Here is a 23,228-nt window from a genome sequence, read left to right as displayed (position 1 = left end):
GAGGATCCAACGGTACTAGGTGGGGTATATGCGAGCGACATCGGCCTGACAGGCCAGTATTTGAGGTGTGGTGACAGCGGCACTTTGAGGTCAGATCCGATCGTCGCGCTCCGGATCATCGGCATCGCCACGGCGCAGGATCGACGGGCGCCGCGCCCAAAGGCTGCCCGTCTGCGTCGACTTCTTGACCATCAGATCCGTGTGGTCCCGGATCTCCTTGAGATGGCGGCGGTCGTCGTCGGTGAGATCCAGCGGCCTCTCCGCGCCCCGGTCGGCCACCGTGGCAAGGAGATTGATGCGGAACATCACCTCGAACAGGCTGGATCGCCGGACCTCCCGGTGGAAACCGGCAGCGACCTCCTGCCCGAACTCTCCCCTCATGACCCGGCCGGCCAACGCCATCGCCCAGTCGTATGCGACCTCGCGCTGTGCGCCGAATGTGATCAGGCCGTCGTACAGCCTTCCGACGATCCGGAGCGCGCTCGTCTCTGACGTGATCGCCTGGGTCCGTGCGAGACCGTCGAGGACCCCATCGCATCGCCGCCCGTGGTGAAACGCGGCGATGCAGCGGCCGACGATGGTCTCGACCTCGTCCTCGAGCTGTGCCGGGGGGTACAGGGGCGGCGCCGTGGGGCCGTGGGGCCGCACCGAGGGCGGCTCCATTACCTTCGTACGGGGCGCGGTCTCCGGCGGATATTGCCCGCGCATCCGGTCGAGCCAGTCGCGGGCGTCCGGATCGGAGGTCAGGTCGGGCGCCTCCGAGAGGCTGGTGACAAGGGCCTGAATGAGCCGGACGGCGTCCTGGGGCGCGGCGTGCTCGGTCAGCCGTTCGGTCAGGGACAGCACGTCATCGGCCCGGCCGCTGTGGATCTGCCATCGCATCCTCCGCAGGTACGAACTCATCCCGGAGAGCATGTGGGCTCGGTTGTCGGGGTTCCAGACCTCGATCTCCCAGTGGTTCACGAAGCCGTCCGCGTAGTGGGTCCAGTCCCTGGTGGCCACGTTCATCATCGCGCTCGGGAGTGCCGCGGTGGCCAGACGGAGCACGTCGAGGGCCCCTCGCATGGCGGGGTCATCCGGATTGAGATCGCCCAGACGTTCGGCCCAGTAGCTCTGTTCGTCCGGTTTGAGATTGCCCCGGGTGTTCAGCCATTCGATGAAGGGCTGCAGGACCAGGTGCAGTCGGCGTCGGTGGCACGCCGCGCCCAGTAGTGCGCGGACGCAGTTGCGACCGTACCCGGCCAGTATCTCGATGTCGCCTCGGCTCGGGGCTCGCGGAGAGCGGGCCAGCACCAGGTGAAAGGGGCGCATCAACTCGGGCCTGACGGGCGTCAGCCAGTCCAGCCCGGCGCGCAGGTGCGGAGCCCGACCCTCGGCGAGCCGGGCGATCAACTCACAGACCGCTGCGGGGTTCTGCGAGAGAGCGACCAGACTCTGGCCGTACTCGCTGGTCTGCCCGGTGGCGATGACCTCCTCGTAGAGCATCTCGGCGACGCCGTACAGGCCACCCTCCAGATCCTCGCGGCGGGCGGGCGACAGGATCACGCCGGCCAGGAACCTGTCGGTGCGACCGAGACGCTCGGCCCAGACCAGGTAGGGCCGTACCCGTCGGCTGCTCGGCGCCCACAGCAGCCGCTTGGCGGTATCGATCAAGCTGTCGACCAACAGCGCCGGATCGCCCTTCGCGATGATCGGTAGCCAGTGTTCGATCCGCGGAAAGTCCTCGTGCTCCCCGAGGCCGATGAGATAGCCCAGGGCCTTGCGGCGGTCGTCCGGCTCCAGGTCCATGATCTGGCCGCTGTCCAGCAGCTCTCGTACTTCGCCGGGATCACCGTCGTTCGCCCGGATACGCTCGACCACGAGACGTGGCCGTTCGAGCCGCTCCAGTGCCTGTACGGCGTGCGTCGGATCTTCGAACCGTCTGGGTTCGATGTCGGCCGCCAGCCGGTCGATGATCCATGACGGCTCCTTGCCGCCGGTCAGCAGCGCGCTGAGCCGCTCGAGGTGGACGCCCGCGATTTCCTCATCGTGCGGTACGTGGCCTGAGCCTCGCCAGATGACCGGGTGAGCCTCGTCCCGCGCCCGCCTGGCGAACGACAGCCTGATGCGATGCCGCGTGGCGCTGTTGGTCCACGTGGACGCCGTGAACCTGGTCCGGTAGCCGTACGGCAGCAGCGAGATCACCGCGTCCAGGAACCGCAACCGTTCCAGCAGCTTCGTCTGGTCGGCCCGTACGACGCAGACCGCGCGGCGGGGGATCAACAGCAGCGCCGCCGTCTCGCGTACCGTCTGCTCGCCGAGCGCCGCCATGTCCGCGACGAGCCGTCCGGGGTCGAGTTCCGGCACGTCAACGCGGATCGGCTGAGAGCCGTGGTCGCGCGGTGACAGGTCCTTCAGCGCCTCGTACAGCCCGGCATAGGACACCGCGTGCTCGTTGAGCTGCCGGTACGGCACGCAGAAGTACCTGGTCTCGGCGATGTCCCGGCCCACGCCGTCCTTGTCCCCGGTCCACGTCTGGATCGCCAGCCCGAGATGGGCGTCGTCATTCGCGCCGACCCAGCTGAGCGTGACCCGGGGCAGTGCCTCCGGCGAGTCGGGGGTGCCAGGGGTGAACCGCGCGATGATCTCCTTGAACTGAGCAGGTTGGAAGCGCCCGCGGCTGGCGGCCATAATCGAATAGTCGTCCCGCTCTCCGGGTGACTTCCCCCAGAGCGCCCACTCCGCATCGATCCACACCATCGTTTCCCTCGCCCGCTCAGTGGGTTGCGGGGCCGGTGAGCTGCTGGCCCAGCCACAGCAAGGGCTCCAGCACGTTGATCGGGTGAATGGCGCCACGGATTTTGTGGCCGCCGTTCCCGTCGGGCACCACGTTCTGATAGTCGGCGGCCCGGAAACGGACCGACTTGCCCAGGTAGAAGCCGACCGAGGAACTGGCGAAGTAGCGGACCCGGCTGTCGTGGAAGTAGCGCTTGATGCTCTTGCGTACCAGGGCGGCACTGCCCGTCGGCGACACCTTGCACAGGTCCTCGAATAGCTCCTCGGCGCTGTCCTCGTGCACCCGGGGAAACATGTGGTCGTCATCGACGTCGACGGTCAGATAACCCCGCCGGTTGGCGGTCTCGTAGACGCGCGGCTCGTCGAATTTGGTGATGCAGACCGCCAGATGATGCGGCAGACGGTTACCGTCGAAGCGGCGATCCTGCAACGCCCGCCGGGCGATCTGCGCCAGCGTGCCCTGGAAGTACTTGTACGCGTCGCCCTTCTCCTTCTCCCGGACCGGATCGTAGAGATAGACGATGCCGTCACAGACCGCCAGGCTGTCGATCAGCCGCTCGGTGTCCGACTGGGACTCCTCACCGCTCTCGTCCTCGTCAAAGCCGAGATCCTTGAGCGTGACCGCGTCGTCATCGCTCTTGGCCACGCTCTTGAAGTTGTCACCCGGCGCGTCGAGGAGGTCGACGTGGAACTGCAGCGGCACCTTCACGATCTCCTTGCGCCAGCGCCCGCCCGTACGGACCTCGCTCTCCGACATCATCACCCAGCTCAGCTCGTCCATGCTCTCAGTGGCCTTGGGAAAGCGGCGCTGATCGGTGAGCGTCGAGGTGCTCTCGGTCAGGAATGCGACGGAATCGTCGTTCACCCCGACGAGCGCCCAGTCCTGCCGGCTCTGGGCCACCGCCACATTGAGCGCGGCGAGGAAGGAGGTCTTCCCACTGCCGGGCGCGCCCCACAGTCCGATGCGCCGCATCACCCGCTTCGGGCCCGGCCGGTCCGGAAACGTCTTGTCGGAGGTCACCATCGCCTCATTCCTCGTCATTCCTGGTCGAGCAGCGGGAAAGGAAGTCTCTGGACCTGCGGCACGAGCACTCCGATGTCCATGCCGAGCTGACGGGGTTCGGTCTCGGGCAGTTCCCGCAGGGCCTTGGCGCCCAGCCGGAGCCACGTCGACCGGTCCCGCGTGTTCAGACCGTCGACGACGGCGATGCAGGAGACGTCGGTGTTCCGCTCCAGCATGCGGAGCAGCTTGTCCCAGTCATGGCCGTGCCGGCAGGGCAGCACGCCGCTCTCGTTGGTCCTGGGCGGGTGCGGCGGACGTCCGCCGACCGTCATCAGCACGGTCTTTCGTTCCCGGGCCGCGGGTACGAGCCGGCCGACGGCCTCGTAGAGCATGTCCTCGACCGGCGCAGCCTCGTGATATTCCGGCTCGACCGCGCGCAGCCGCGCCAACGTGGTGAGCGCCTCCGCGGCGGGGGCCAGCCACGCTCCGCGGACCACCCGGCGGTCATCCAGCCGCGCGTCGAGCGCGTGGTCGCCGTAGCCGAGGATCGCGATCCGGAGCAGGTCGGGCTCGGGACATTCCTCGTCCAGGATCTTGATCAGCTCACGGATCAGGCGGAGCCGGGCGTCCACTGCCTCGCGGCCACCGCCCAACTCCACCCCGCAGACCAGGTCCACGGCTGCCACGGACGGCTCAAGCCGCTCGGGGATCAGGCTCAGCAACTCCGACCAGCGCCGTTCGTCCGGTGCCACGCCCGCAGGTTCGACGAGCCGGACGCGTGCCGGCCCGTCCAGCACCGCGCGCAGCCGATACGTCCCCGGGCGCAGCTTGACCGAGTTGGTGGACAGCAGCCGTGGATCGCCGTCATGCCAGGTGACGATGGCGAGCACGGTGCCGTTCTCGTCGGACGAGACGCAGCGCACCGGTAGGACGGTCTCGTCGCCGGGCCGGGCGCCCACCGCGAAGAGCTGGCGGGACTGCAACATCACCTCGCGGCTCGCCGGATGCACCGCGGCGACCACGAGTTCGTACGGCTGGTGCAATGCGGAGTCCTCGACCAGCCGCCCGAGCAGCGGGCCCAATGACCTCGACGAGACCCGCACCGACGAAGCCGGCTCGTATCGGCGCGCCAGGAACGCCACCGCCCGCTCGGGCAGAGTCCAGCCGGACACCGTTGAGACGATCACGACAGGCCGACCCGCATGGATGAGCGCGGCGAGTGCGCGTTCCAGCGTGGCCCACAGCTGCTCGTGCTCGAACGCCGCGATGCCGCCGGCGAGCTGGAAGGACCGTACGACCGGATCCGGGGAGAGCATGGGTAGCAGGTCCGTCCAGTCGGCCAGGTCGCGCGCCGACATGACCTCGAGCCATCCCAGCGGCCCGACACCCACCTGCGTGGCGCCGATGCCCTTGTCGGTCACCTCGATGACGGTCAGCCGGTCGGAGCCGTTCAGCGCGGCCATGGCCTGGTGGAGGATCTCGGCCGGCACACTCTCAGGAGCGACGTCGGGACGCGTGGCGAGCACGGCCTGTTCCCATTCGCCGCGGTCCGGCATGCCGCCGCGGATACACGGCATCCGCCGCCCGCTCTCGTCCGGGGAGACCCGTGCGGCCGCGATCGCGTCAAAGGCACGACGTGCCACCTCAAGCTCGCCCTCCTGCCCGCTGGTGCCCGGAGGCCGACGGGCCCACCCGCAGGCACGGCAGATCGGCTCGCCGTCCCACCGCCGCCCGCAGACCGGACACGTCGGACGGCTTGGTCCCCCCTCGGAACCCGCACCACCCCCGGCCGGATCGCTCGAGCCACCCGCCGAACCCGCACCACCCCCGGCCGCAGGGGCGGAGCCATCCTCGGGACCTACCCCACACCCGGCAACAGGCTTATTTTCGATCATTTCGGACCATAGCCCTCAGATTGGCCTTGATCATTGATCCCGTTTCGGTCGCGCCGTCATTGGATGCGAGGGAGTCCATCCTGGGTCGATCATACTGATACAGTCACAGGCAGACAAGTGTGTCTTTTTACACAGACGCCGCAAAAACAGCGAGGTAGCATCATGAACTTGACCGAATGCAGCCAGCCGGAGTTATTTGCCGATTCAGGTCGTCAATGGTTTGAAACCGGCCATCGGGAGAGCCTTCCGCCTCCGCCCCGAACGACACTCGGCATGTGCGACGGGTGGGCATGCTCTTCGCGTCCATGATCTCCCCCTCCAGAGAGAGTGCACGTGAGACGTTTTCTGATCTGGCTTTCCGGGGCCCGCTCCGAGGTCTTGGCCCGCTGCCCGACCGACCGCGGTAAATACGAGGGCATCGGCAGTGCCGTGCTCATCACATCGGTGATGGCCGGTATTTCAATGACCTTCGCACTCAACACCGCACTCATGGTCGCGCTGCCCATCGCGATCGGCTTCGGTCTGGCGTGGAGTCTGGCGATCATGAGCCTCGACCGGTGGCTCGTAACTTCTATTCAGCGACACGAAAGCGCCTGGAAGAACTTCATTCCAGCCATTCCACGACTCGTGCTCGCGCTGTTGTTCGGATTGGTCATCTCCACGCCGCTGGTCCTCCAGATATTCAAGCCGGAGATCGAGGTACAGATCGTCCAGATTCAGGAGAACCAGGCCAACGGCTTCCGTAAGGAGCAAGTCAACGGCGACGTAGGAAAAGGGATCACCGCGCTTCAGGGACAGGCCCAACGGCTGCAGCGTGTCATCTCGTCGGGCGGCGACGATCCGGTGGACCCGGGCTCCGACGCAAAGGTCGTCGGGCTCACCAAGCAGCGCGACGCTCAACAGAAGACGACCAACGCGCAGTTCAAGGACTGGCAGTGCCAGCTCTATGGCCCATGCAAACCGGCCGGTGACGGCCCTCTGGCCAGGGCCAAGGAGACGAGCTACCGGCGGGCGCAGAGTGACCTGAACGACCTCAACACCCAGATCGAGGCCCGCAAGCGCGAGCTCACCGCCACCGACAGCAACGGCAGGCAGGCGCGGGTCGACTATGCGCGCGGGACACTTCCGGGCGTACAGCGGCAGCTCCAGACCCTCCAGCAGCAACAGCAGGCCCGCCAGCGGGCGTACGAGGCGAGCAACAAAGCGTCCAAGGGGCTGCTCATCAGGCTCCAGGCACTCGATCAGGTCGCCAAGAAGAACGGCACGCTGCGATCCGCGCAGATATTGCTTTTTCTGTTCATCACAGCGATCGAATGTCTGCCCGTCATCGTCAAGCTCCTGCACACTTTCGGCCCGCCGAACAGCTACGAGAAGATCCTGGCACTGGAGGAACGCGCCCAGGTAAGGGTGGCCTCTGAAATGCTCAAGAAAGAGCAGATGCGGGAGCTGTTCGGCGACGTGGACGGTGACGACGTCAGCCGGATCTGGGACAGCGGGCCAGGATCGGTCACCGCCGAGATGCCGAGCGAACCGCCGCCCTCCGTGAGTGAACCTCTCGACCACGCGCAGGTACGGCCCGTCATACCGCGACCGCCGGACACCTGGGAGGACCGAAAGCTGCGCAGCATACGCGACACGACGATCCGAGGCGATGACGCATCGTTCATCCCAGCGCGTCCCACCACGCCGGATGAGCCCGTGCCTGAGGCCGGTGAACTCTTCCCCGACGACCCGGAGTTCCTCGACGACGAGCACGCCGGATGAGAGGCCGCTCCGAACAGGTGATCGCCGGGCGCTATCGGCTCACCTCCAAACTCGGCGAGGGCGGGATGGGCGGCGTCTGGCTCGCCCACGACGAGATCCTCGACCGCCGCGTGGCGCTGAAGGAGATCGTTCTTCCGCACGGTGGTGGCCCCAAGGAACGCGCCCAACTGAGACTCAGAGCCTGGCGTGAGGCGGTGGCAGCCGCCCGCCTCCAGCACAGCGGCATCGTACGGATCTACGACGTCCTCAAAGAGGATGGGGATCCGTGGATCGTGATGGAGTACATCGCGGGTCACTCTCTCGCCGATCTGATCCAGAGGTCCCCGGAGTCGCTCACCGAGCGCTACATCGCCGAGATCGGTCTGCGCGTACTGGACGCACTGTGCGTCGCCCACGCCGAGGGTGTGCTGCACCGCGACGTCAAGCCCGCCAACATCCTCATCGGCCGTACGCCGAACGAGGTGCTGCTGGCGGACTTCGGAATCGCGACCATCGAGGGCCACAGCCCCCTCACTCGCGAGGGTTCCGTGATCGGCACGGTCGCCTACATGGCCCCGGAGCGCATCATGGAAGGCGGCGAGGTCGGCCCCGCCTCCGACATGTGGTCATTGGGCGCAACGCTCTACACGGCAGTGCAGGGACACTCGCCCTACCACCGCGACAAGGACGTCGCGATCATGCTCGCGGTACTCTCCGAGTCTGAGGCCCCGGCGCCCCTGACCGGCGCACATCGCCTCCGCCCGGTGATCGAACGCCTCCTCATCAGGGAACCCGACGCACGAATGCGCGCCGACGAAGTAGCGCATCTACTAGGCCGAATCGTCGCTGAGAGCACATCGGTCCGCACCGGCGCCGGGCCACCGCCCCGCCCCGAACCGCCGGAACCGGACCCCGGCCATCGGAAGCCGGAGCAGCCGGACCCGCGCCACCGGAAGCCCGAGCAGCGCAAGCCTGGGCTCCGTACGCCCGAGCAGCCGATCCGGCCGGAAGACCCCGCACCGGCCGGGCCCGACGGCCGGCGCGCCCCCTTGTCACCCTTCGCCATAATGGCAGCCGGGGACCCGACACGAGCTGTCATGATCATGGCCAGAATGGGCCCGCGCGCCGCCGGCGGCGTCCTGGACGACATGGCGTCCGAAACCACGGCCGCCGCCCGCATGATGAGCGCGATGTCCGCCGAATATGCCGCAGGCGTGCTGGACCACGCACAGCCCAGGACCGCCGCAGTCGTACTGCTGGCGCTACCGTCGACCCGAGCCGCCGAGATCCTGGCCTGTATGGCGCACAAACCCGCCGGAGCCGTGGTCGGAGCAATGTCCGCCCGGATCCGCCCCACCGCCGCTGTCATCCGAGCGATGCCCGAAGCCGAAGCCGGCCGGGTGTTCAACAATGTGCCGCCAAGAGTCGCGTCGAGCGTGCTCCTCCAGTTGAAGCCCCAACCGGCCGCAGCCGTGCTCGCACACATGGCCGTAAGACCGGCAGGAACCATAGTCGAAACAATGTCCGCGAAGGTCGCGGCATCGGCGGCAGTGGTCCGCGCAATGCCCATCGAACAAGCCCGGGGCGTCCTGACCCACACTCCGCCCAGAACAGTCGCCTCGATCCTGTCAGTCGTGGAGGCATCCTGGGCCACCCAAGTCCTGGCCGAAATGGACCAACCGGTCTCCGTGCAGGTCATCCGCCACCTGAACGAAACCCCAAGCACCGGACAATGACGGCGGCGATGCCTACGCGGTAGGAGCGCGGGGGCCGAGGGCTTCACGGGTCTGCGCCCTGCCGCGCAGGCGGGTCACTCGCCCGCGCCGGGACCGAGATGGCGGGCGAACCAGTCGGTGAGGCTGGTGACGGTCGGGTCGATGGCCGCGGGGTCGTCGTAGAAGGACAGGTGGGGAGTGTCCGGCCGCAGGTGCAGCTTGTCGCTGGTCGGCACGACGGCGAAGTGCCGCTTGGCCTGCTCGGGCAGGGCGCAGTTGTCGCCATGGACGAGCAGGAACGGCTTGGTCAACCGTGCGGCGGCGCTGAGGCTCTCGTAGGTCAGCAGCGAGGCGTCGCTCATCACGGCGTACCGGTTCTCCCAGATGCCGCGGTCGGCCTGAGCCTGGTACCAGGTCCAGGGGAGGTGGCCGGGCATGCCGACCTCGAGGCTGACCGAGTCCACGGCCGGTACGTACTCGACCTCGCCGGTGGCCTCGTACTTGGCCCTGGCCTCCTGGCCTCGAGCCAGGCGGGCCGCGACGGCCTGCGGACCGCCGAGCCACTGGGCGTCGGCGTCGGCGTTGCGGAAGTGCGGGGTCACGGCCGCGACCGCGCGGATCAGCGGATCGTCGGCGGCGGCATGGACGGCCGAGTTACCGCCCATGCACACGCCGATCACGGCGACGCGGCCGGCGTCGATGTCGGGCCGTGCGGCCAGGAAGCCCACGGCCGCACGCAGGTCCTGAACCTTGGCGACAGGGTCCTCCAAGCAGCGGGGCTCGCCGCCGCTCTCCCCACGGTAGCGGGAGTCGAAGATCAGGACCGTGAAGCCGTTGGCGGCGAGGCGCCGCGCGTACTGAAGGGGCGCCTGCTCCTTGACGAACGTCATCGGGCCGATGATCGCCACTGCGGGTGCGGGGCCGTCACCGAAGGCCGCCGGGTACAGTCGCCCGACCAGGGGCCGGTCGCCGCTGGTGAACGTCACCCGCTCCCCGTCGGCCGCGCCGGCCGTGCCGGTGGTCACGTCGAACATCTCACACCTCGTTCCTGAGAGAGAAGAAGGGCTCTGCCCGTGATGTGATCTTGCCTGAGCGGGCTGCGGGAGCGGAAACAGCAAGTCGTGGTTGCTGCCACAGGGAGCCGTTGTCTCTTAGCGTGTGATCATGCTTGATGTCCGGTGTCTGAAGTCCTTCCTGGCCGTGGCACAGGAGCTCAACATCACGCGGGCCGCCGCCCGGCTTCATCTGAGCCAGCAGGCGGTGTCGAGCCACATCCAGCAGCTGGAGCGCTCCTTGCAACTGGCGCTCCTGGTCCGCACCTCCCGCGGCGTGCTGCTCACCCCCGCCGGGGACGAACTGGCCGCCGGAGGCAAGACCGTGCTCAGCGACCTGACCGAACTCGCCGAACGCGTACGCGCGACCGCCAAGCGGCAGGCCGGAACCATCCGCCTGGCATGCTGCCCCTACGCCACCAACCTTTTCGCCGTCGAAGTGGCCGACGCGCTGGAGGCCGCCGTTCCCGGACTCCGGGTCGACCTCACCAGCGTGCCGAGCCCCAGACAGGAACTGGAACTCCTCAGCGACGGACGGGCGCACGCCGCCTTCATGTGGCTGCCGATCGGCGGCGTCGGGCTGGACCACGCGGTGATCCGCACCGACGCCCGGGTAGCCGTCCTGTCGACCCGCCATCCGCTCGCCGACCGGCAGGCCGTGACCCTCGCCGACCTCGCCGCCGATCCGGTCGTACGCCCCAACGTGCTCACCTCGGCAGAGGCCGAGCGGTACTGGCGCGCCGACCCGCGCCCCGACGGCGACCCGCCGCCCCTGGGCCCGGTGGTCGACAGCATGGAGGACTGCCTGCTGGAGGTCGCCCGCGGCCGCGGCATCTGGCTGGCCCCTGAACCACTCAGCGGGTCGGCACCCGCCAACGGCAACCTACGCTGGATCCCCGTCTCGGACGGCAGCCCCTTTGACCTCGGCATCGTCTGGACCCGCCACGCCCCCACGCCGCTGATCGCCCGCATGGTCGCAGAGGTCCGGAAGGTCACTTTGCCGACCTGACCGTCCGGCGCCCGCCCGCGCCCGGCACCCCGGCCGCCGTTGAATGCATCCCGTGACCTGCGCGTTGGGAAGCCCTCTCGTTTCGAGCGCTTAAGTGCCACTGAAAAAACGTAATTGTGACTGAAATCGCCAGAGCGAGAGGCCCCGCCCCGAGACGGAGGGGGTCCGATCGCCGAACCGCAGATCCAGCGCCGCGTCTCGGCCTACCAGGTCGCCGTCGAAGGGACGGTCAGCCTCGACGAGGCGTTCTGACCTCACGAGGTGTGGGCTGCCACGCCATGCCGGGTACGACGAGCGGGCCGCCGGTGACCGGGTCCGGGACGACGACGGACGTCAGGCCGAAGACCTCCCGGACCAGTTCCGCGGTGACGACGTCACGTGGCGGACCCTGGGCGATGATGCGGCCGGCCCTCATGGCGACGATGTGATCGGCGTAGCGGGCGGCCTGATTGAGGTCGTGGAGGACGGCGACGACAGTGCGGCCGCGCTCATGGTTGAGCTGCCGGATCAGGTCCAGGACCTCCACCTGATGAGCGATGAGGGCGGTGGCCGTGTCGTCGTCGAAGGACGCGCCGCGCTGGGCGCGGGCCGCCCACAGTGAAAAAGGTAACGGGGGTGCGCTCGATGGTGCTTCGCCGGTAGGCGGTCGATGCCCTGACGAGTAGGCCTTGTGAGGCGGCTGGTACCGGTACGGCTCATGGGGTGGTGCATCCGGAACGGCTGCGGGTACGGACGATGAGCCACATCAGGAACGGGGCCGCCCACCACGGCGGTGAGGACGCCGACCGGCAGTTCGATAGGGGCGAACAGGCGGCGGGCCAGCAGGTCCGCCACGACGACGACCAGAGCGCCGGCCAGCGCGGAGGACAGCAGGGGGATCTGGATCGTACGGGTGAGCCGGCGGGCGATCTGCGGTGCCAGCAGGGCGACGAAGTCGACCGGCCCGGCAGCGCCGGTCGCCATTGACGCCAGGACGACCCCGAGCGTGGCCAGGCCGAGCCGGACCTGGTCCAGCCGTACGCGCTAGCACGAGGAGGGGGAGAGGCCAACGGGGGAGTCGGCCGGAAACGTTCGGGGTGACGGGGTCCCTGAAGACGAGCTACACCCGATGCTTTTCGCCTCAACCGAGGGCGCGGTCGTCATCGCTCGCGCGCAGCGAAGCATGCGTGACGTCGGCGAGCTCGACAACGTCGTCTCGCTGGGGGTGCGGCCGGTCGGGCTGGCCCCGACCGTGCCCTGGACATCGTCGAGGAGCAACCGCTCGCGCTCGCAAGCCAGACGGCGTAGGCCGCCGTCCGGGCCGACGGCTCTGGTCACCGCGGCTGGGCGACCGTGCCGTAAACAATTCGCAGGACGACTTCGGTGAGGTCCTCGAGTCCTTGCTCAAGACTCTTCCCCGAGCGAACCGCAAGGTCGGGGAATCGCTTGTCGCGGAGGTCGGAGACGATCTCTGCGAGGGCTCGGGGAGCGACCCCCAGGGGTGCCGCTCCAACGGCTTGGTCGCGCTCGATCTTCGCGGCGAGTCCAGTCACGAAGCGTTCGTGCGCTCGCTCCGTCCACTCGACCAGCGGCTCGTAGTCGAGTGCGCCGGTGGTGCAGCGAAGAATCGATCGATGATCGCGCCACACCTCGGCGGCAAGGCGGTGGTGCTCGCGGAGACCTGTTGCGTCCGGTCCGGAGCTCTCGAGCCACTGGTAGGTCGCACTGAACTGATCCCACAGTCCTTCGAGCAGCGCCATCACGACGGCCTGTTTGGTCGGGAAGTAGAAGTAGAACGTCGTCCGCGAGATGCCGGCCGCGCCCGCGATGCCGTCGATGGTCAGGTCGTTGACGCCGCGGTCAGTGAGCAGCGCACGTGTCGCCTCGAGGATTTGCGCCTCGCGCTGGTCGCCTTTGCTCTGGCCTGCTCGCCGTCGCACCGGGGTCTTCACGCTCGCCATGTCTGAGATCGTACGCTGTCCACGCGGAGTCGGCTATGGCCGACGCCACGTTGGCGATACTCGACACTGTGTCGATTCTGTGTCATTGTCATGCCATGACGCACCCCCTCGAGACCTGGACTGACGGGGCCGTCGAGGCGCCCTCGGCCTCACGCCCAGCGACGTACTCACGGCTCGTGCTGCCCGCGATGGCGGCAAACGTCTTCCTGCTCTCGATGATCCAGACGCTGGTCGTTCCGGCACTGCCACTGATCGGCCGGCAACTGCACACCAGTGCGACAACGGTCGGCTGGGTCGCCACGGCGACGATGCTGACGGCCTCCGCCGTGACCCCACTGTTCGGGCGACTCGGAGACGTGTACGGGAATCGGCGCGTCGTGCTGTCGGCCCTGCTCGTCACTCTCATCGGAAGCGTCATCGCCGCGACGACCCACACGATCGGCCTCCTGATCGCGGCTCGAGTGCTCCAGGGTGCAAGCTTCGGCCTGTTCCCGCTGGCCATCAGCGTGCTTCGCAAAGAACTTCCGATCGCACGGCTGCACCACGCACTCTCGATCGCCGCGTCCGCCCTTGGGGTCGGAAGCGGATTCGCGCTCGTAGCCACTGGCGTTCTTACGCAGCACGGTGCCGACTATCGCCGGATCTTCTGGCTCAGCGTGGTCCTGACGGTTGCTGTGCTCGCGCTCGCAGCCAAGGCGTTGCCGCGGCGCGCCGGCCAGGGTGGTCGGGTCGACTATCTCGGTGCACTCGTCCTCGGGTTGGGGCTGGTCGCCCTGTTGCTTCCTGTCGCGCAGGGCCACGAGTGGGGTTGGACCTCGGCGCGGGTGATCGGGCTGTTCGCTGCCTCCGCGGTCGTGTTGGTGGGCTTCGGATTCCTCCAGGCGCGGACTCGCGAACCGCTGGTCGCACTCTCGCTTCTGGCGCGCCGGCCCGTGTTGGCCACAAATCTCGCGTCCGCGTTCGTCGGCTTCGCGATGTTCAGCGTCTTCCTCGGCGCGACATTCTTCGTTCAGACGCCGCGCGAGGTCGCAGGTTTCGGCTTCGGCGCGAGTGTGCTTCGTACGAGCGTGGTCTACATGCTGCCGGGCGCCGTGCTGGCGATTCCGCTCGGGCCGATGGCCGGCCGGATCGTCACGCGCTTCGGACCCCGAGTAGTGCTCCTCGGTGCGAGCGTGCTCGGAGCGGCGGCGTTGGCGGCGATGGCCTTCCTGCACGGGAACTCCGTCGAGTTCATCGTCGGACTCGTGCTCGCGAATGTTGCCGTTGCCGTCGCCTACGCGGCGATGCCTGCTCTGCTTGTGACGCACGTCGCGCCACACGAGACGGGGGTCGCGAACTCGATCAACTCGATCATGCGGACCATTGGTGGCGCCATCGGAACGGCGATCGTGGTCACGATTCTCGCGAGCGAAACCGTCCCGTATCGGACTCCCGTCGGCCCTCTGACCCTCCCGACCGAATGGGCATATCAGTCAGCGTTTCTCCTCGGTGGCGCAGCCTTCACGCTGGCCGCATTGCTCGCCGCATTCGGATTCAAGCGATCCGACCACTAGTTGCACGTCGTACCTCGAACAGACCTCCCCGACAAAGACGAAAGAAGGCACGATGAACGGGCCGACGACCAAGATTACGATCGATGAGCAGGTCCCCGGGTACTGGCGGGTCACGCTCGACAACCCACCCATCAACACCGTCGACGATCAGATGTACGACGAGGTCTTCGACCTGGTCGAAGCCATGGACGCCGAGCCCACCCTGAAGGTCGTGACCTTCGAGAGCGCCAATCCCGACTACTTCCTCGCCCACTACGGCGTAGGAGAATCGAGCAGCCGTTTCGGAACGCCGCGCTGGCTCGAGGCCGCAACCAGGCTGGCCCACAGCAACGTCCTCAGCATCGCCGTCGTCCGCGGTCGCGCCCGCGGCGGAGGCAGCGAATTCGCCCTCGCCTGCGACATCCGATTCGCGAGCCGCGAGAAGGCGATCTTCGGGCAGCCGGAGGTCGGCTTCGGCCTCATCCCCGGCGGCGGCGCACTAGAACGGCTCCCGCTCCTGGTGGGCCGCTCCCGCGCAATCGAAATCGTTCTCGGGGCGGACGACTTCGACGCCGACACGGCAGAGCGATACGGATGGATCAATCGGGCCATCCCTGATGCTCAGCTCGACGAATTTGTCGCCGAGTTCGTACGCCGGGTGCTGTCCTTCGATGGTCAGGCGCTGGCCACGGCCAAGCAGATCCTGAACCAGACCTTCATCCCCAACCCAGACCAACTCCAGTCGACCCAGGCGGCGTTCGGCGCGACTCTGCGCCGGCCGGAAGTACTCGAGCTCATGGCCAAAGCGCGAGAGCGTGGCCTGGGGACTGCAGGCGCGTTCGAGCTCGATCTCGGCCGATCCGTCGCCGAACTGTAGAGGGAAGAGCACACGAATATGAGCACCACCTCGTTGGAACTGCGGTCATTGATCACGCCGGAGGGCGAACTGCGTCTCAGTCTCGAGGAGCGGGAGGTCGCGCCGCCGGGACCTGACGAAGTCGTCATCCGGGTCGAGGCGGCGCCGATCAACCCCGCCGACCTGGCTGTCCTACTCGGGCCGGCGGACGTGGCGACTCTAAGCGTTGAGGCAACAGGCGGGCGGCCCGTCACCACCGCCACGGTGCCACCGCGCCTCGTTCCGCTTGCGTCCGCGCGCCTTGGCAAGTCACTGCCGATCGGCCTCGAGGGCGCGGGCGTAGTCGTCGAAGCGGGCGCTGGCGCACGGCACCTGCTTGGCAAGGTCGTGAGCGCGGGAGCTGGGCGGATGTACACCCAATACCGCAAACTCCCGGCATCCGACGTCGTCCCGTTCCCCGAAGGGGTAACGCCGCAGGAGGGTGCGTCCGCCTACGTCAACCCGCTTACCGCACTGGGCATGCTGTCGACCATGCGGCTGGAAGGACACTCTGCGCTGGTCCACACCGCTGCCGCGTCCAACCTCGGGCAGATGCTCAACAAGCTGTGCATCGCAGACGGTGTCGAAGTGGTCAACGTGGTTCGGAGCGCGGAACAGGAGGCAATCCTCAGGGCGATCGGCGCAACTCACATCGTGAACTCCACTCACCCTGACTTTCGCAAGCAGCTGACGGCCGCGATCAGTGAGACGGGTGCCACGCTTGCCTTCGACGCCGTCGGAGGCGGCCAACTCGGCGGTCTGATCTTGGCAGCGATGGAGGCTGCCCTCGTCGCCAAGGTTCCATCGCCTGGCCCCTACGGCTCGCCGGTCCACAAGCAGGTGTACGTCTACGGCCGGCTGGATCGGTCTGAAACAACGACGCCGCCTGCCGTCGGCATGGCCTGGGGCATCGGCGGCTGGCTCCTCCCGTACCACCTGACGCGCATCGGCCCCGAGGAGACACAGAAACTGCGCGAGCGGGTCGCGCGCGAGATCACGACGACCTTCGCCAGCGCCTACACGAGCGAGATCTCGCTGGCCGAGGCGCTCCAACCGCAGGCAATCCGTCGCTACCAGCGTAAGGCGACGGGTGAGAAGTACCTCGTCAGGCCTAATGACTGATTGATCCGAATCGACCGACGCCGGAACTGGTCCAGGACGCGCCAGGGGCGTCCATCACGGGGGCTGGGTAGAGGATGCCGTCCTGTGTACGGACCCAGGTTGGCGAACGCCGAGAGAGTTTCGCGACACAGGCCACGCCTCTTGACGAGTTAGTCCGTTTAAGAAACTGTGGACGTCAACTACCATTTCCTGACGTTCCCTCACAGGAGGCGTGGATGGTCATCCAGAGTCCGTTCCCCCGGGGACCGACGTGCCTGAGACATGCGTCACCCGTTCGCGACCGGAGACGCGACCGCCGGCATCGACGTCGCAGATGAGAACGGTCAGGAGATCCCCAGTCCCTGGCAAGTAAGGTCCTCGGTCGCCACCTCCGCTGAAGTCTTTTCGTGAAACAAACTCCGTGGCCTGGAGTCTCACTCCCTCCACCCCCATTGGAGCAAGCGCATGCGCAGACGTGCCCTTGTGACGGCGGCCGGCCTGGTTCTGGCCGGCGGCGCTCTCGGAATCCCCGCCACACCCGCATCGGCGCACCCCACAGCCGCCTCGGCGCACCCCACCGCCGCCTTCGCCGCCGGGAACACCCCTCTGGCCTCGGTCGACCTGGCCGGAAAGTGGAGCTTCACGCCGACGGGAGGTACGACGACCACGATCACCGTGCCCGGCGGCGGCTGGTACAAGCAGGGCTTCACCAACGTGAACGAGGCGGTGTACACGCGGACGATCACCGTGCCGGACACCGGGCAGCCTCAGTCGACCTGGATCGAGTTCGGCGCGGTCAACCACCAGGCGACGCTCTCGGTGGACGGTACCGAGGTCGCCACGCGGACCACCTCGTTCACCCCGTCGAGCTTCGACATCGGCGCCTACGCCGCGGCCGGCACGACCCACACCATCAGCGTCGCGGTCAAGGGCCGCGGCGCGCTGAAGAACTCCGCCAACGGCAAGTACCTCGTGCCCGACGCCGCGGAATGGTCCGAGGCCGTTCCGCAGGGCATCTACCGTTCCGCCCAGCTCCGCGTGTACCCGGCGGTGTTCGTCAGCGGCACCTTCATCCGCACGTCGGTGACGAACCAGACCCTCGGCTACGACGTCTCGGTGACCAATTCCACGGGCAGCTCCCGGACGGTCACCCTCTCCGGCTCGCTGTCCTCCGACAACGGCAGTTCCTTCTCCTATCCCGCCCTGCCCGGTCGTACGGTCACCGTGGCCGCCCATTCCACGGCCAAGGTCACGGTCGGCCCCGTCGCCTGGAACCTCGGCGCCGGCTCCTACTGGTGGCCCAATGTCCCCTACCGGTCCGGATACCGCGCCCAGCTGCACCGGCTGGCGATCCACGCCGTCACTGACGACGGCCACACCAGCGACGCCGCCTACCGGTTCGGATTCCGGGAGAGCACGCAGAACGGCGAGTACTACTACCTCAACGGGGTGCGGGTGAACCTGCGCGGGGACAACCTGCAGGGCGCGGACTTCGACCGGATCGACAACGGAGGCAAGGGCGACGCCTACGACACCCTGCCCGGGTTCCTGCCGCCCTCGTCGGGCAACGGCGGCTGGCCACAGGCCGTCGACAACTACCAGCGGCTCAACTACAACGTCGTGCGCATCCACCAGGAACCGGCCAGCCCGTACATGCTCGACGTCGCCGACGAGATGGGCCTCATGGTCATCGACGAGACCGCGATCCGGGGTTCCAACAACGGCCAGGACTTTCAGGCCGGTCACGACAACATGGTCGGGCACGCGCGCGACCTGGTGCTACGCGATCGCAACCACCCGTCCATCATCCGCTGGAGCCAGAGCAACGAGCCGGGCCTCAGCAATGACAGCGAGCAGTTCGAGCAGGACCTCTACACGGCGGTCAACGGCAACGACGGTACCCGGCCGGTCAGCGTGGATGGCGAAGCCCCGAACAGCTACCCCGACATGACCTACTCCAACTTCGCGGTCTTCCCGCATTACAACGGTGGCCTGGGCGCGTACAACGAGACGGTCACCGCGGTGCCGGGCCGCCCGGACGGCGAGGGCGAGTACATCTGGCCCAAGTGCAACACCAAGCAGGGCTTCGAGTGGTTCGCCACCCTGACGGCGGCCAAGCGTGGCAAGGACGCTGGCGACCTGCGCCCCTACACCCTGCTGTCCGGCTGGGCGGGCTTCGTGCCCGGGGTGAAGACCACCGACTTCGTGCCGGAAGAGGGCGGCAGCCCCGTCTACGGCGCCGACAACCTTTCCGATCCCTGGAGCAACCCCCAGATCCAGCGCATCCAGGCGGCCTTCAACCCGATGGCCGCCCTCGACCTCCCCTACTGGTCGGCCTCCGGCATCTCCGATGGGTCCGGCTCGTTCCCGTTGCCGGATTCCGTCGACGACTACGCCTACGGCGCGCCGGTCAACCGGACCGTCACCATCTTCAACGACGACTTCGGCGGCACCGCCGTCGGGCTCGACTGGACGGCCCGGCTCGACGAGCCGGACGGTGCCGTCATCGCCTCCGGGAGCACGACCCTGACGATCCCGCTGGGCTCACGCGCCACCCAGCCGATCACCTTCACGGCCCCGTCCAACGGCAGCAGGATCTACCTCACGCTGAAGACCACGAAGGCCGGCACCACGACCTTCAGCGACACCGCCGAGTACTTCACACTCGGCGGGAACGCCACGAGCATCGACGACGCCGACGCGGCGGTGACCTACAGCGGCAGTTGGAGCCACGCCTCCGGCGAGTCCGGCCCGTACAAGGGAACCAACTCCTACAGCGACGTCACCGACTCCACCGCGACCCTGAACTTCACCGGAACCGGTATCACGCTGCGGGCGGTCACGGCGCCGAACCACGGCATCGTCGGCGTCACCGTGGACGGCGGCACGGAGACGCTGGTTGATGAGTACTCGGCCGCCAGGACCGGTGACCTCGCGGTCTGGACCAGCCCCCGGCTCGCCTCGGGCGCCCACACCATCCGGGTGCGGGCGACGGGGACCAAGAACACGCAGTCGGCCTACACCTGGGCCACGATCGACCGGTTCGTGACGACCAACGCCCCGGTCTCGGGAACGAAGTACCGCGTCGTCAACCGCTTCAGCGGCAAACCGCTGGCCGTGGTCGGCGACTCGACCGCGGACGGCGCGGGCGTCGTCCAGCGGTCCGGGGCCGGAGCCTGGACGATCACCTCCGCCCCAGGCAATGTCTACACGCTCACCTACGTACCCACCGGCAAGGTGCTCGACGTCAACGGCGGCGACCCGACCGTCGGCCTGCAACTCCAGCAGTGGTCCGCCAACGGCGGCACCAACCAGATGTGGTATCTCCGGCCCACCGCCGACGGCTACTTCACCATCGTCAGCCATGACAGCGGCCTGCTGGCCGACGACTATGGCCTCGCGACGGACGACGACGCCCGCGTGGTGCAGTGGACCGCCAACGGCGGAACCAACCAGCAATGGCAACTGGTACCCACCTGAACCGTGCAGGACACCACTGGCACCGGCGCGGGAGGGAACCCCCGGCTGACCGATTTCCGCGACAACCTGCCGAAGATCGACGTGACCTCAGCCGTGCTCGAGAGCCCGGATGAGGTCGATGCCGCGGCCGAGGTTGTCGAGGCGGGCATGCAGGGTCTCACCGGCCGGATACAGGCGCACGGTGTCGACCCCGGCAGCCTGCCAGGCCTTGAGGCGGGCGCGGACCATGGCCTCGGTCCCGATGAGCGTGGTCGCCAGGACCATCTCATCGGTTATCAGGGCAGTGGCGCCCGTACGATCTCCGCGCTGCCAGCGTTCCAGCACCTCCGCGGCGACCTCCCCCCAGCCCTGACGGCTGTAGGCGCGATTGTAGAAGTTGGTGGTCCCGGAGCCCATGCCGCCCAGTGAGAACGCCAGCTCCTTCTTCCTGCCCGCGACGACCTCGATCAGCAGTTCCTCGTCCGACACGATGTTGATCTCGGCGCCCTGGCAGACGTCGAGATCGGCGCGACCACGGCCGGCGCGGGCGAGTCCGGCGTCCAGATGGTCGAGGTAGGCGTCCGCCCGCTCGGGCACGAAGCTGGTCCCCAGCCAGCCGTCCGCGATTTCACCGGCGAGTTCGAGCATCTTCGGTGACAGGGTCGCGAGGTAGATCGGCGTCGCCACCGGTTCCAGGCTGAGCCGCATGGGACGGCCCTGACCGTCCGGTAGCGGAATCACGTGCTGGCTGCCCTGGAACGCGATCTTCTCTCCGGTGAAGGCGGAGCGTACGATCTGGACGGTCTCCCGCATCCGGGCCAGCGGACTCGCGAAGGGGATGCCGTGCAGCCCCTCCATGACCTGCGGCCCGGAAGCGCCGAGGCCGAGCAGGAATCGGCCACCGGACAGATGGGCGAGGGTCATCGCGGTCTGCGCGATGGTCACCGGGGAGCGTGTGCCCAACTGCATGATGCCCGAGCCGAGCAGGATCCGCTCGGTGCGGGCGGCCAGGTAGCCGAGCGGCGAGACCGCGTCGCTCCCCCATGCCTCAGCCACCCAGCAGATCTCCAACCCCAGCTTCTCGGCCTCGAGGACGAAGTCGACCGTCCGCGGGAAGTCCGCAGAGGCTTCGATGGTCGTCGCGGTACGCATCATGCCCGCCGTTCGGCCAGGTCTTTGATGGCAGCCAGGTTGGCCTTCATGCCGGTCTCGAACTCCCGCAGCCGCACGAACACGATCTTCTGCTCCTTGTCGGGCATGGCCTCGATGGCGAGACTCAACCCGGATGGCGCGGGGCCCATCTGCGCCCACTGCTCCAGGACGGTGCCCTCGCCGTGGGCCTGGAGGAGGAAGCTCCAGACGCTGGACGGACGGCCGGGGTCTCCCACCGCCCAGGTGAACCGGCGGGGAGCTTCGCAGTCGACGATCGTGCAGATCGTCTCCCAACTGCCCAGAGCGTCATGGGCGCTGCGGCCGACGAACCGATGACCCGTCCCCGGACTCGTCGACCCGTCGAGCCACGCCACCTCCCGCAGTTCGCTACTGAGCTCGGGCATCAGGCGAATGTCGCTGACCAGCTCCCACACCCGGGCAGGTCGCGCCTCGATGTAGGTCTCGGCGGACACGATCGGAGTATCCGCGTATACCTGTCCCGTCCATTCCATGACGTCCATAGTTGCGTAGATAGACTGACTGCCGCAAGGGCGACGAGGAGGGCGCTGGCTGCTGAGTCTTAATAGAAGACCCTTACCATGTGCTCCATGAGGCGTACGTCGTTCGCGAACTGGCCCTGCTCGGTGGCCAGGACCATGGATCTGCTCGGTGACTGGTGGACGCCGCTCGTGCTGCGGGAGGCGTTCTACGGCATCCGCCGGTTCGACGAGTTCCAGCGGGAGCTGGGCATCGCCCGCAACACGTTGTCGGAGCGGCTGCGCCGACTGGTCAGCGCCGGCCTGCTGGAGAAGCACGTCTACGAGACACTTCCAATGCGCTATGAGTACCTGCTCACCGAGTCCGGCCGCGAGTTCTACGAGGTGATCCTGGTGATGACCCGATGGGGCGACCGGTGGCTCGCCGAGGCATCGGGGCCGCCAGTCCTCACCAGGCACGAGACCTGCGCCCACGACTTCCAGGCCGAGGTCGTGTGCTCGCACTGCAAGGAGCCGGTCGCCTGGCAGGACGTCACGCCCCGCCCAGGTCCCGGCTATCCGGCAAAGCTGCTCAGCCGTCCCGACATCCGGCAACGCTTCCACCTCGACGACCCGACCGAGAACGCGTTGTGACCGCGCGGCGCCCATGGCCGGCAGTCGCGCCGGTCACTTCCGCTCCAGCGCGGCCAGCCGCAGCTCAAGCTGGTCAACCCGGTGCCGTAGCAGGGTGACCTGGGCTTCCAGGCTGACTTCCCGTTCCGCCCTGCGCTGAATGCGCGGTGACGCGGCGGCGCGCTCGATCACCGCGTCCAGCTGGACCAGGCGCTGCGGCCCGTTCGGGCCGTCCACCAGCCGGGACTGGATCTCGCCATTGCGGTACCAGGACCGCAGGGCCGAGCGGGAAACGCCGGTCTCGGCTTCCGCCTTGGCCAGCGTGACCCAGGGTGTCTCGTCCAGCTGCTCGAACAGCTCCAGCTCATTCTGCCAGCGCGCGAGCCGGTCCTCCCAGTCCGACGGTGTCTCCATCACACCCTCCCTTCAGCATGGTGACCATATCAATAGCAGTGTATTGACACGGTTGAGAGCATGGAGCCATGCCATTTGAAAGGTTCACGGTGGAAGCCCGCAAGGTGGTCGTCACGGCTCAGGAGGAGGCGAGGCTGCTCAAGCACAACTACATCGGCACGGAGCACATCCTGTTGGGGCTGTTCGACGTGCCGGACAGCATGGCGGCGAAAGTTCTGCACCAGCTCGGGTACGACAAGGAGACGGCGCAGGTCGATATCGCCGCGGTGGTCAAGCCCGGCACGGAGGAGCTGCGCGGCCATATCCCGTTCACGCCGAGCGCGAAGAAGACGCTGGACCTCGCGCTGCGCGAGGCGCTGCAGCTGCACCACACCTACATCGGTACGGAACACATCCTGCTCGCCCTGGTCAGGGAAGGTGAGGGCGTCGGCGCG

Annotated in this window: 18 protein-coding genes and 1 pseudogene; 9 read left to right on the top strand and 10 right to left on the bottom strand. The window is 67.7% G+C overall.

The genetic code is table 11. The features are described from left to right. Nucleotides 1-90 precede the first annotated feature (90 nt). The 3 genes from NE236_RS10465 to NE236_RS10455 form a co-directional block, all read right to left on the bottom strand. Nucleotides 91-2,670: a hypothetical protein gene (locus NE236_RS10465; protein ID WP_252841687.1), complete on the bottom strand. Its 2,580-nt coding sequence runs from the start codon at nucleotides 2,668-2,670 to the stop codon at nucleotides 91-93. A gap of 85 nt (nucleotides 2,671-2,755) precedes the next feature. Next, entirely contained in the window at nucleotides 2,756-3,799 is a 1,044-nt protein-coding gene (locus NE236_RS10460) for a hypothetical protein (RefSeq protein ID WP_252841686.1), read from the bottom strand. 14 nt (nucleotides 3,800-3,813) lie between these two features. Next, a complete protein-coding gene (locus NE236_RS10455; RefSeq protein WP_252841685.1) occupies nucleotides 3,814-5,421 on the bottom strand; it encodes a hypothetical protein in 1,608 nt (535 codons plus the stop codon). A gap of 579 nt (nucleotides 5,422-6,000) precedes the next feature. Here NE236_RS10455 and NE236_RS10450 point away from each other — a divergent pair. Both NE236_RS10450 and NE236_RS10445 read left to right on the top strand, forming a co-directional pair. Next, nucleotides 6,001-7,437 carry a DUF4407 domain-containing protein gene (locus NE236_RS10450; RefSeq protein ID WP_252841684.1) on the top strand — a complete coding sequence of 479 codons (1,437 nt, stop codon included), beginning with the start codon at nucleotides 6,001-6,003 and terminating at the stop codon, nucleotides 7,435-7,437. Then, nucleotides 7,434-9,152: a serine/threonine-protein kinase gene (locus NE236_RS10445; protein WP_252841683.1), complete on the top strand. Its 1,719-nt coding sequence runs from the start codon at nucleotides 7,434-7,436 to the stop codon at nucleotides 9,150-9,152. The genes NE236_RS10450 and NE236_RS10445 overlap by 4 nt, the downstream gene beginning before the upstream one ends. A 74-nt stretch (nucleotides 9,153-9,226) precedes the next feature. On the opposite strand, the gene NE236_RS10440 is transcribed toward NE236_RS10445, so the two are convergent. Next, nucleotides 9,227-10,165, bottom strand: coding sequence for an alpha/beta hydrolase (locus NE236_RS10440; RefSeq protein ID WP_252841682.1), 939 nt, complete (start codon nucleotides 10,163-10,165; stop codon nucleotides 9,227-9,229). Nucleotides 10,166-10,295: 130 nt separating this feature from the next. Here NE236_RS10440 and NE236_RS10435 point away from each other — a divergent pair, with 130 nt between their 5' ends. Continuing rightward, entirely contained in the window at nucleotides 10,296-11,192 is an 897-nt protein-coding gene (locus NE236_RS10435; RefSeq protein WP_252841681.1) for a LysR family transcriptional regulator, read from the top strand. Between the two features lie 229 nt (nucleotides 11,193-11,421). On the opposite strand, the gene NE236_RS10430 is transcribed toward NE236_RS10435, so the two are convergent. From NE236_RS10430 to NE236_RS10420, 3 genes are all read right to left on the bottom strand, one after another. Next, nucleotides 11,422-11,718 (bottom strand): ATP-binding cassette domain-containing protein, encoded by a 297-nt coding sequence (locus NE236_RS10430; RefSeq protein WP_372494302.1) that lies wholly within the window; start codon nucleotides 11,716-11,718, stop codon nucleotides 11,422-11,424. Then, nucleotides 11,700-12,155 (bottom strand): iron chelate uptake ABC transporter family permease subunit, encoded by a 456-nt coding sequence (locus NE236_RS10425; protein ID WP_252841680.1) that lies wholly within the window; start codon nucleotides 12,153-12,155, stop codon nucleotides 11,700-11,702. Before NE236_RS10425 ends, NE236_RS10430 begins: the two co-directional genes overlap by 19 nt. A gap of 350 nt (nucleotides 12,156-12,505) precedes the next feature. After that, a complete protein-coding gene (locus NE236_RS10420; RefSeq protein WP_252841679.1) occupies nucleotides 12,506-13,132 on the bottom strand; it encodes a TetR/AcrR family transcriptional regulator in 627 nt (208 codons plus the stop codon). Nucleotides 13,133-13,308: 176 nt separating this feature from the next. Between NE236_RS10420 and NE236_RS10415 the strand changes: the two genes are divergently transcribed. From NE236_RS10415 to NE236_RS10400, 4 genes are all read left to right on the top strand, one after another. Next, nucleotides 13,309-14,685: an MFS transporter gene (locus NE236_RS10415; protein WP_252841678.1), complete on the top strand. Its 1,377-nt coding sequence runs from the start codon at nucleotides 13,309-13,311 to the stop codon at nucleotides 14,683-14,685. Further along, nucleotides 14,621-15,541 (top strand): enoyl-CoA hydratase/isomerase family protein, encoded by a 921-nt coding sequence (locus NE236_RS10410; RefSeq protein ID WP_252841677.1) that lies wholly within the window; start codon nucleotides 14,621-14,623, stop codon nucleotides 15,539-15,541. The genes NE236_RS10415 and NE236_RS10410 overlap by 65 nt, the downstream gene beginning before the upstream one ends. Nucleotides 15,542-15,559: 18 nt before the next feature. Then, nucleotides 15,560-16,681, top strand: a complete 1,122-nt coding sequence (locus NE236_RS10405) for a zinc-binding dehydrogenase (protein ID WP_252841676.1) — start codon at nucleotides 15,560-15,562, stop codon at nucleotides 16,679-16,681. Nucleotides 16,682-17,125: 444 nt separating this feature from the next. Then, complete coding sequence (locus tag NE236_RS10400) at nucleotides 17,126-20,140, top strand: RICIN domain-containing protein (RefSeq protein WP_252841675.1); 3,015 nt, start codon at nucleotides 17,126-17,128, stop codon at nucleotides 20,138-20,140. A gap of 87 nt (nucleotides 20,141-20,227) precedes the next feature. Here the strand turns inward: NE236_RS10400 and NE236_RS10395 are convergent, their stop codons facing one another. Continuing rightward, nucleotides 20,228-21,271, bottom strand: a complete 1,044-nt coding sequence (locus NE236_RS10395; protein ID WP_252841674.1) for an LLM class flavin-dependent oxidoreductase — start codon at nucleotides 21,269-21,271, stop codon at nucleotides 20,228-20,230. Continuing rightward, nucleotides 21,271-21,744 (bottom strand): SRPBCC family protein, encoded by a 474-nt coding sequence (locus tag NE236_RS10390; RefSeq protein ID WP_252841673.1) that lies wholly within the window; start codon nucleotides 21,742-21,744, stop codon nucleotides 21,271-21,273. The genes NE236_RS10395 and NE236_RS10390 overlap by 1 nt, the downstream gene beginning before the upstream one ends. A 135-nt stretch (nucleotides 21,745-21,879) precedes the next feature. On the opposite strand from NE236_RS10390, the gene NE236_RS10385 reads away from it, so the two are divergent. Then, a complete protein-coding gene (locus NE236_RS10385; protein ID WP_252841672.1) occupies nucleotides 21,880-22,401 on the top strand; it encodes a winged helix-turn-helix transcriptional regulator in 522 nt (173 codons plus the stop codon). A gap of 33 nt (nucleotides 22,402-22,434) precedes the next feature. Here NE236_RS10385 and NE236_RS10380 read toward each other — a convergent pair whose 3' ends face one another. Further along, a complete protein-coding gene (locus NE236_RS10380) occupies nucleotides 22,435-22,794 on the bottom strand; it encodes a hypothetical protein (RefSeq protein ID WP_252841671.1) in 360 nt (119 codons plus the stop codon). A gap of 68 nt (nucleotides 22,795-22,862) precedes the next feature. On the opposite strand from NE236_RS10380, the pseudogene NE236_RS45525 reads away from it, so the two are divergent. Continuing rightward, a pseudogene (locus NE236_RS45525) lies at nucleotides 22,863-23,210 on the top strand (Clp protease N-terminal domain-containing protein); the annotation flags it as partial. Nucleotides 23,211-23,228 lie beyond the last annotated feature (18 nt).

The sequence above is a fragment of the Actinoallomurus purpureus genome, assembly GCF_024055795.1.
In the GTDB taxonomy this organism is placed as follows: Bacteria; Actinomycetota; Actinomycetes; order Streptosporangiales; family Streptosporangiaceae; genus Actinoallomurus; species Actinoallomurus purpureus.
Note: the sequence above shows the minus strand (reverse complement) of the source record. Positions and strands in the feature narration are given on the sequence as shown.

Excerpts from the sequence above, each read along its gene's own strand:
- NE236_RS10385 (WP_252841672.1), top strand. The coding sequence starts at position 21,880 with ATGAGGCGTACGTCGTTCGCGAACTGGCCCTGCTCGGTGGCCAGGACC.
- NE236_RS10405 (WP_252841676.1), top strand. The coding sequence starts at position 15,560 with ATGAGCACCACCTCGTTGGAACTGCGGTCATTGATCACGCCGGAGGGC.
- NE236_RS10435 (WP_252841681.1), top strand. The coding sequence starts at position 10,296 with ATGCTTGATGTCCGGTGTCTGAAGTCCTTCCTGGCCGTGGCACAGGAG.
- NE236_RS10400 (WP_252841675.1), top strand. The coding sequence starts at position 17,126 with ATGCGCAGACGTGCCCTTGTGACGGCGGCCGGCCTGGTTCTGGCCGGC.
- NE236_RS10425 (WP_252841680.1), bottom strand. The coding sequence starts at position 12,155 with ATGGCGACCGGCGCTGCCGGGCCGGTCGACTTCGTCGCCCTGCTGGCA.
- NE236_RS10460 (WP_252841686.1), bottom strand. The coding sequence starts at position 3,799 with ATGGTGACCTCCGACAAGACGTTTCCGGACCGGCCGGGCCCGAAGCGG.
- NE236_RS10440 (WP_252841682.1), bottom strand. The coding sequence starts at position 10,165 with ATGTTCGACGTGACCACCGGCACGGCCGGCGCGGCCGACGGGGAGCGG.
- NE236_RS10420 (WP_252841679.1), bottom strand. The coding sequence starts at position 13,132 with ATGGCGAGCGTGAAGACCCCGGTGCGACGGCGAGCAGGCCAGAGCAAA.
- NE236_RS10465 (WP_252841687.1), bottom strand. The coding sequence starts at position 2,670 with ATGGCCGCCAGCCGCGGGCGCTTCCAACCTGCTCAGTTCAAGGAGATC.
- NE236_RS10445 (WP_252841683.1), top strand. The coding sequence starts at position 7,434 with ATGAGAGGCCGCTCCGAACAGGTGATCGCCGGGCGCTATCGGCTCACC.
- NE236_RS10380 (WP_252841671.1), bottom strand. The coding sequence starts at position 22,794 with ATGGAGACACCGTCGGACTGGGAGGACCGGCTCGCGCGCTGGCAGAAT.
- NE236_RS10395 (WP_252841674.1), bottom strand. The coding sequence starts at position 21,271 with ATGCGTACCGCGACGACCATCGAAGCCTCTGCGGACTTCCCGCGGACG.